This is a genomic window from Iodobacter sp., from assembly GCF_025352645.1.
GTDB lineage: Bacteria > Pseudomonadota > Gammaproteobacteria > Burkholderiales > Chitinibacteraceae > Iodobacter.
This window is the reverse complement of record NZ_JANXSO010000093.1, coordinates 23,027-31,141: the sequence shown is the minus strand read 5'-3', so window position 1 is coordinate 31,141 and position 8,115 is coordinate 23,027. Positions and strand designations below refer to the sequence as shown.

At 48.8% G+C, this 8,115-nt stretch carries 9 protein-coding genes; 1 reads left to right on the top strand and 8 read right to left on the bottom strand.

What is annotated here, in order from left to right; all coding sequences use genetic code 11:
• Positions 1–106: IS3 family transposase (locus Q0R17_RS10545; RefSeq protein WP_293932832.1), on the top strand; the 106-nt coding region annotated here is incomplete at its 5' end.
• 68 nt (positions 107–174) lie between these two features.
• Here Q0R17_RS10545 and purF read toward each other — a convergent pair.
• The 8 genes from purF to Q0R17_RS10505 all read right to left on the bottom strand — a co-directional run bounded on the left by purF (position 175) and on the right by Q0R17_RS10505 (position 8,110).
• Positions 175–1,716, bottom strand: coding sequence for an amidophosphoribosyltransferase (purF, locus tag Q0R17_RS10540; RefSeq protein WP_293934874.1), 1,542 nt, complete (start codon positions 1,714–1,716; stop codon positions 175–177).
• Positions 1,717–1,824: 108 nt separating this feature from the next.
• Complete coding sequence (locus Q0R17_RS10535; protein ID WP_293934872.1) at positions 1,825–2,316, bottom strand: CvpA family protein; 492 nt, start codon at positions 2,314–2,316, stop codon at positions 1,825–1,827.
• A gap of 8 nt (positions 2,317–2,324) precedes the next feature.
• Entirely contained in the window at positions 2,325–3,059 is a 735-nt protein-coding gene (locus Q0R17_RS10530) for an SPOR domain-containing protein (RefSeq protein WP_293934869.1), read from the bottom strand.
• Positions 3,060–3,061: 2 nt separating this feature from the next.
• Positions 3,062–4,345 (bottom strand): bifunctional tetrahydrofolate synthase/dihydrofolate synthase, encoded by a 1,284-nt coding sequence (gene folC / locus Q0R17_RS10525; protein WP_293934866.1) that lies wholly within the window; start codon positions 4,343–4,345, stop codon positions 3,062–3,064.
• A complete protein-coding gene (gene accD, locus Q0R17_RS10520) occupies positions 4,345–5,211 on the bottom strand; it encodes an acetyl-CoA carboxylase, carboxyltransferase subunit beta (RefSeq protein WP_293934863.1) in 867 nt (288 codons plus the stop codon). Before accD ends, folC begins: the two co-directional genes overlap by 1 nt.
• Before the next feature lie 53 nt (positions 5,212–5,264).
• Positions 5,265–6,065 (bottom strand): tryptophan synthase subunit alpha, encoded by an 801-nt coding sequence (gene trpA / locus Q0R17_RS10515; RefSeq protein WP_293934861.1) that lies wholly within the window; start codon positions 6,063–6,065, stop codon positions 5,265–5,267.
• A gap of 184 nt (positions 6,066–6,249) precedes the next feature.
• Positions 6,250–7,485: a tryptophan synthase subunit beta gene (gene trpB, locus Q0R17_RS10510; RefSeq protein WP_293934859.1), complete on the bottom strand. Its 1,236-nt coding sequence runs from the start codon at positions 7,483–7,485 to the stop codon at positions 6,250–6,252.
• The gene (locus Q0R17_RS10505) at positions 7,478–8,110 is read right to left on the bottom strand and encodes a phosphoribosylanthranilate isomerase (protein ID WP_293934857.1); all 633 of its coding nucleotides are present in this window, start codon (positions 8,108–8,110) and stop codon (positions 7,478–7,480) included. Before Q0R17_RS10505 ends, trpB begins: the two co-directional genes overlap by 8 nt.
• Positions 8,111–8,115: the final 5 nt, after the last annotated feature.

Below are 8,115 nucleotides of genomic sequence, written 5' to 3'. Positions count from 1 at the left end.
GCAAGGCATCGTGGATTACATTCATTACTATAACCACGACCGAATCAAGCTGAAATTAAAAGGGCTGAGTCCTGTGCAATACAGAACCCAGCTCTTGAGTACCTAGCTTTTATACTGTCCAACTAATTGGGGTCAGTTCATTTCGGGGGCTTTGCTTACTAGATTTAATCGAGCTTAAAGCAGATTCTGCTCGCCCACACCGATATTCATATCTAATAAACGGCTTTCGGCTACATCACCCGCTTTAGCGGATAAAGGCGATAGACGCTTGGCTTCTAATTCATCCAGATATTGCGGCGTAATATCGCCGGTAATATATTTACCATCAAAACAGGATGTTTCAAAAGAAGTGATTTTGCCTGCACTGGCTTTGCTACACGCATCAATCAGAGCATCTAGCTCTTGATAGATAATGGCATCTACGCCAATCTCATCGGCAATTTGCTGATCCGTGCGGCCCGTTGCAATCAACTCTGCACGCGTTGGCATATCAATACCATAAACGTGTGGGAACATCACTGGTGGCGCTGCAGAAGCCAAATAAACCTTGGTTGCGCCGCAGTCCCTTACCATTTGCACAATTTGGCGGCTGGTGGTGCCACGTACGATTGAATCGTCTACCAGCAATACATTCTTGCCACGGAATTCAACCGCAATTGGATTGAGCTTTTGGCGCACTGATTTTTTACGGCTGGCTTGGCCAGGCATAATAAAGGTACGGCCAATATAGCGGTTTTTCATAAAGCCTTCGCGATATGGCAAACCTAATTTATTGGCTAATTGCAAGGCTGAATCACGGCTGGTATCCGGAATAGGAATCACCACGTCAATATCGAGCTTTGGAATCACGGCGGCGACTTTATCGGCTAGATTTTCACCCATATTTAATCGCGCTTCGTGCACCGAAATACCATCAATCACGGTATCAGGGCGGGCGAAATAAACGTGTTCAAAAATACAAGGCACCAGCACAGGGTTAGCATGGCACTGCTTGCTATGGAATTCGCCTTCAAAAGTCACATACACCGCTTCACCCGGTGCAATATCACGCTCAAATTTAAAGCCTAATACATCATGCGCCACGGATTCTGAGGCCACGATATATTCAAGGCCATCGGCTGTTGCATGTGTGCCTAAGCAAAGCGGGCGAATGCCGTAAGGATCACGGAATGCCACCAAGCCAAAGCCTGCAATCATGGCCACTACAGCGTAAGCACCTTTTACGCGCTCGTGTACGGCGGTAATGGCATCAAACACGGTATCTGCATCCAGCTGCGGGCCGGTTACACGGCGCGATAGCTCGTGGGCAAACACATTGAGCAGCGCTTCAGAATCAGAGTTGGTATTGATATGACGCAGATCAGTGCGGTACATATCTTCTTTCAACTGCTTATCGTTGGTTAGATTGCCGTTATGCGCCAGCACAATCCCAAACGGGCTGTTGACATAAAAGGGCTGCGACTCAGCAAGGCTAGAGGCCGAGCCAGCCGTTGGGTAGCGCACATGGCCAATCCCAGCGTTGCCCATCAAAGAGCGCATATTGCGAGTGCGGAATACATCACTCACTAAACCCTGCCCTTTGTGCATATGGAGCGTTAGCCCCTCAGCAGTAACGATCCCTGCAGCATCTTGACCACGATGCTGCAAAACCAGCAAACCATCGTATAACAACTGATTAACGGGTGTCTTGGCGACGATACCTACAATGCCACACATCGGAATGCCCCTTTGGGTTCTTTAATCTAACAAATGCACGCGTAGCAGCCAAAATGGCCATCACGGCAGTATCTTTTAACAAGGGCGGCGGTGAATGCCTGCCCAAAATCAATCGTAATGAATGCGGGCGGCCAGCGCTTCTGGCAGCCAAGCCTTGGCCATCACGGCGGCTTCTTCAAATAAGGGGCTAAACATGGCATTTCGCCAAATCATTTGCTTAGGCAAACTGGTGAAACCAGCGGCCAGCACCAAGGTTAAGCATAATAAAAAGCCACGTAATAGACCAAAACCTGCACCAAACAAGCGATCCATCGGTTTTAAACCTGTAGCCTGTAAAAATTGATTGAACGTCACTCGTAACATGGCGGAAGCCACCCAAGTCACAAAAAATATCGAAACAAATCCAGCCAAGTAACGCAATTCATCATTGGGTAAACTTTGCGGCATCCACATAGCAGCAACGCTGGCGTAATGACTAGCCAACCAAAATGCCAGCACCCACGCCGCCAGCGCTAGCACTTCTTGCACTAAGCCCCGCATCACGGACAGCAACATGGATAAGCCCAGAATGCCTAATACTGTGTAATCAAAGCCTGTCATGGTTCAACCTATTTGCTAGATAGGTGCCCGCTTAAACCAAGCACTCCCATTTTTTTAAGGTAGCTTTGGGCTTTCGCTTCATCTTTCACTGGGCCAACTCTAACCCGTGTTAATGCGCCCTTTTCTGTGGTTACTTTTTCAGAATAGGCAGGCACACCTTCAGCTTTTAGCTTGCTGACGACTTGCGCGGCTTTATCGCCATCTGCATAAGCGCCAATTTGAATGTAGTAGCGCTTATCGCTTAGATTTTTTTCAGCAAGGGCAACTTGCTTACTTGGTGTTGTATCCAACCCTTCTAATATTTTTTGAGGATCAGGCAAGGCAATAGGTGTTGGTTTAGGCGTAGGAGGAGGTGTAATCACTATTTTTTTCTGATGATTAACCAATTTACCTGGCAAAACAGACTGCGTGCTACTGGCTACTCGATACTGCGGAACCGGTGCAGGCGTTAATTCTTGAGGAGGAGGAGCAAGATCTGGCTGCGGAGTGAGAACAACGGGTGCTTGCGTTGCGGCCATAGAGGCCACTTCAGGCGCGGCCGTTACTACTGGCTGCAGCAAAGCGGGTGAGCTAGAGATGATTTCTATGCTATTACTACCAGCGATATTGCTTGGTGGGGTGCTATCAAGTGCAGTCCACAGCACAATCAGAGCAAAAACCACTAAGGTAATCGCCCCCACTAAGCGGCGACGGGCACGTTTTTTAAGCTGTAGCAAATCTTCGCTGGTGTTTCGGTTAAGCATATTCAGCGCTCACGCGTCGCCATAACTTCAGCAACTGTGTAAAAGGATCCAAAGGCGAGAATTCTATCACTTTCTGTGGCAAGCTTACAGGCTACCGTGAAAGCAAGTTCAACATTCTCATAAATATTTATCTGCGCACGAGGAGTAAGGCTACTGACAATATTGGCTAATTGCTCAGGGCTCGCTGCTCGCGGCAATTGTGGTGCAGCTAAGTGCCATACATCGATACGATCTGCCAACAAGGCCACTACACCTGCAATATCCTTATCGGCCATCATCCCCATCACGGCATGCGTGACTGGATAAAAACCCATACTATCTAAATTAGCCCGTAAGACTTTAGCCGCGTGCGGATTATGCCCTACATCGAGCACCACCGCAGGCCGCCCAGGTAATACCTGAAAACGAGCAGCCAACTCAACTTCAAGCAAGCCGCGCTTTATATCACCAATTCCAATAGGCAGTACATCTTTTACCGCATCAAGCAGAGCCAGCACAACCGCAGCATTACCTAATTGATATTGCCCACGCAGCGCAGGGAATGGTAGCGCATGGCGGCGCACACCGTTTTTATTCCACCACGTCCATTGCTGCCCTTCTGCTTGTTTATCAAAACCAAAATCTTGCCCAATAAGCTGCAAGTCTGCACCAATACGTTTTGCCTCATTAATCAAGCTCAGAGGCGGCTCAGGATCAGCACAAATTGCAATTTTATTGGCTCGATAAATACCCGCTTTTTCAAAGCCAATAGCCTCGCGCGTGTCACCCAAATAGGACTGATGATCTAGACCGACATTTACGACTGCCGAAGCCGTTGGCTCAAAAACATTGACCGCATCTAAGCGCCCACCCAAGCCTACTTCTAACACCGCCACGTCCACGCCTGCAGCCATAAACTGCTGCATTGCGGCAAGGGTGCCAAACTCAAAATAGGTCAGCGATATTTCACCACGTGCCGCTTCAATCGCTTGAAAGCTGGCCACGATATCGGTGTCGCTTGCTGGCTGCAGATTAATGGCAACGCGCTCGTGATAATGCAATAAATGCGGCGAGGTATAAGTACCTACTTTGTATCCAGCAGCATGTAAAACACTCGATAACATCGTGCAAACCGAGCCTTTACCATTGGTCCCCCCTACTAATAACACGGGAAAATCAGGCTTTAAGCCCATCGCATCACGCACGCTGGCAACACGTGTTAGCCCCATATCAATGGCGCTGGGGTGAAGCTGCTCTAAATAGGAAAGCCACGCATCAAGGGAGGAGGAATCAAACGGTGTAGGCATCAGTTCAGGGCAGGCTGTTTGGAAAGAAGCGTCATTAATAGCGCTAATTTCTGACGCATTTCACGGCGATCAACAATCATATCAATCGCACCTTTTTGCAAAAGGAATTCTGAGCGCTGAAAACCCTCAGGCAATGTTTCACGCACGGTTTGCTCGATCACTCGTGGGCCCGCAAAACCAATTAAGGCACCAGGCTCGGCCATGACCACATCACCCAAAAAGGCGAAAGAAGCCGAAACCCCACCCATAGTTGGATCAGTCAAGATAGAAATAAAGGGTAATTTTTTATCCGCCAACTTGGTTAAAATCGCACAAGTTTTAGTCATTTGCATTAAGGAATTCAAGCCTTCCTGCATACGCGCACCACCAGAAGCGGATACGCAAATAAACGGCACGTTATTTTCAATGGCCGCGCGGACACCGCGCACAAAGCGCTCCCCCACTACCGAGCCCATTGACCCACCAATAAACTTAAACTCAAACGCAGCAATCACCACTGGCACAGTCAAAATGGCGCCCTGCATGACAACCATTGCATCGTCTTCGCCCGTATCGGCTTGTGCGGCGTGGAGACGATCGATGTATTTTTTACTGTCTTTAAATTTAAGAACATCGACTGGCTTAACTTCAGCGCCAATCTCAAAACGCCCCTCTTGATCGAGCAATAAATCCAAGCGGCGACGCGCAAATACCGCGTTGTGATAATCACACTTTGGACATACTTCTAAATTATTTTCTAAATCAGTGCGGTATAAAACCGCGCTGCAAGCAGGGCATTTATGCCATAAACCCTCAGGCACACCTGACTTGGACACCGTAGTGCGAATCTTAATCTTCGGCGGAAGCAGTTTTTGCAGCCAGCTCATTGTTATTTCTCCATCCTTGCAACTAAAGATGGCACGGCATACCGTGCCCCTACTTAGCGTGCAGTATCCATCGCGGCACGAATGCCGGTTAGAAAATCAGTTAATCGATCTGCCAAGCCGTCTTCTCCAGCTTCAGCTTCTTTTACTAAACGTGAGCCAATCACCACCGCATCGGCCACGCGAGCCACCGCTTTTGCGGTAGCTGCATCACTAATCCCAAAACCAACCCCAATAGGAATGGTGAGATACTGTTTTAATACATTCAGTTTTTCTGTAACGTCGCTAATATCTAAGTTAGCTGAACCGGTCACGCCCTTCAGCGAAACATAGTACACATAGCCTGCGGCCATCTCGGCAACGACTTTGATCCGCGCAACTTTTGTAGTTGGCGCAAGTAAGAAAATGGGATCAATCCCGTGTTGCTTGAGGATATCCACACGCTCTTTGGCTTCTTCAGGCGGTAAATCAACGGTTAATACCCCGTCCACCCCTGCCAATACCGCAGCCTTAGAAAACGCCTCATAACCCATCGCTTCCATTGGATTGGCGTAGCCCATAAGCACAACCGGTGTTTCAGTATTGCTTTGGCGAAACTCGGCCACCATACCTAATACTTGGCGTAAAGATACACCATGCAATAGCGCACGCTCTGAAGCACGCTGAATCACAGGGCCATCGGCCATAGGATCAGAAAACGGCACGCCCAGCTCAAGAATATCAGCACCACCAGCCACTAAGGCATGCATCACATCCACCGTGATACGGGGATGCGGATCACCCGCAGTCACAAAAGGGATCAAGGCTTGACGATTCTGGCCTTGCAAACGCGCGAATGTAGCTTGAATTCGGGACATATATCAGCATTCCACAAAGAATTATTAAAATCTAAAACATCTGTAGCTACAGAAAACAACGGGCACATAAATTAACGCAAGAAACCCCAAAACTTAGCTTGAAACTAACAATCAGTATGTTTCTCTTTATGTGTTCTCGGCCCCCTTTTGTGGCTACAGATTTTTGTATTTTTTCAATGCGCGATTAGAGCTCAATCCCCGTTAAGCGCGCCAAAGTAGGAATATCTTTATCCCCTCGGCCCGACAAGTTCACCAGAATCACCTGATCTTTAGACATTGTTTTTGCCATTTTTGCCGCGTGTGCCAATGCATGACTGGACTCAAGGGCCGGAATGATACCCTCAAAATGACAAAGATCGTGAAAAGCTGCAATCGCTTCATCATCATTGATCGCCACATACTCTGCACGGCCAATATCTTTTAGGTAACTATGCTCTGGCCCAACCCCAGGATAATCAAGGCCCGCAGACACCGAATGGGTATCGCTGATCTGGCCGTTTTCATCTTGCATTAAGAAGGTGCGATTGCCATGCAATACGCCTACTTTGGCATTGGTAGTGAGCGGTGCCGCGTGACGGCCGGTATCAATACCATCCCCGCCCGCCTCAACCCCAATCAAGCGCACCGATAGATCATCTACATAAGGGTAGAAAATGCCGATTGCATTCGATCCACCACCCACACAGGCCACCACGGCATCGGGCTGACGACCTATCATTTCTGGCATTTGCACCTTGCATTCATCACCAATCACCCGCTGAAAATCACGCACTAGCTGTGGATACGGATGTGGCCCTGCACACGTACCGATGATGTAATAGGTAGAATCTACATTGGTCACCCAATCACGCATCGCTTCATTCATCGCGTCTTTCAGCGTTTTAGTGCCTGATTCCACCGGCACCACGGTTGCACCTAGTAACTTCATGCGGTAGACATTAGGCGCTTGACGTTTTACGTCTTCAGCGCCCATATACACGATACATTCCAAGCCATAACGCGCAGCCACAGTGGCCGAGGCCACGCCGTGCTGGCCCGCGCCGGTTTCAGCAATAACGCGTTTTTTACCCATGCGACGCGCTAACAGCGCTTGGCCTATGGTGTTGTTTACCTTATGTGCGCCGGTATGGTTTAAATCTTCGCGCTTTAAATAAATTTGTGCGCCGCCAAGTAGCTCTGACCAGCGTTTAGCATGGTAGATCGGGCTGGGGCGGCCAACGTAATGCTTTAGCTCGCTGTGATACTCAGCCACGAAATCTGGATCTTGCAGGGCTTTTTCGTACTCAATACGAAGCTCATCCAACGCAGGGATCAAAGTTTCGGCTACAAAAATACCACCAAACTGGCCAAAATGGCCTTGGGAGTCAGGCTGCTGATAGGTTTCCTGCTGGGCTTTCTGTCCGTGAGCTGTCTCAGTCATGCGCATTTCTCTCCGCTTGATTAATAAACGCAGCAATTTTTGCTGCATCTTTGATTCCCTTACTGCTTTCTACGCCGCTGGATACATCAACGGCCCAAGGTTTAACCTTACAAATTGCTGCATAAACATTATCTGAATGCAAGCCCCCCGATAAAATCAAGGGCAGCGGCAACGACTTAGGGAGCAGATCCCAATCAAACGCCTCGCCAGTTCCACCTGGCACGCCTTCAACAAAAGCATCGACTAAAATACCCTTACAAAGCCCATCCACGTAGCGCTGTGCGTATTCTACCAAATTTATATCAGGTCTTACCCTAAGCGCCTTTAAATAAGGTCGACCAAACTGCCAACAGTACTCAGGCGTCTCATCGCCGTGAAATTGCAGTAGGTCTAAAGGCACCTTATTCAGTACGCCACGCACAAAGCTCACATCGGCATCAACAAACAGCCCTACGCTACTTACAAAGGCAGGCAAGACGGCCACAATCTGCATTGCGGCGTCGATTTCCACATGCCGAGGGCTAGGTGGGTAAAACACGAGACCAATAGCATCGGCCCCTAGCTCCGCCGTACGCAGCGCCATATCTGCATCCCGCAAACCGCAAACTTTGATACGTGTTTTCATTGGCA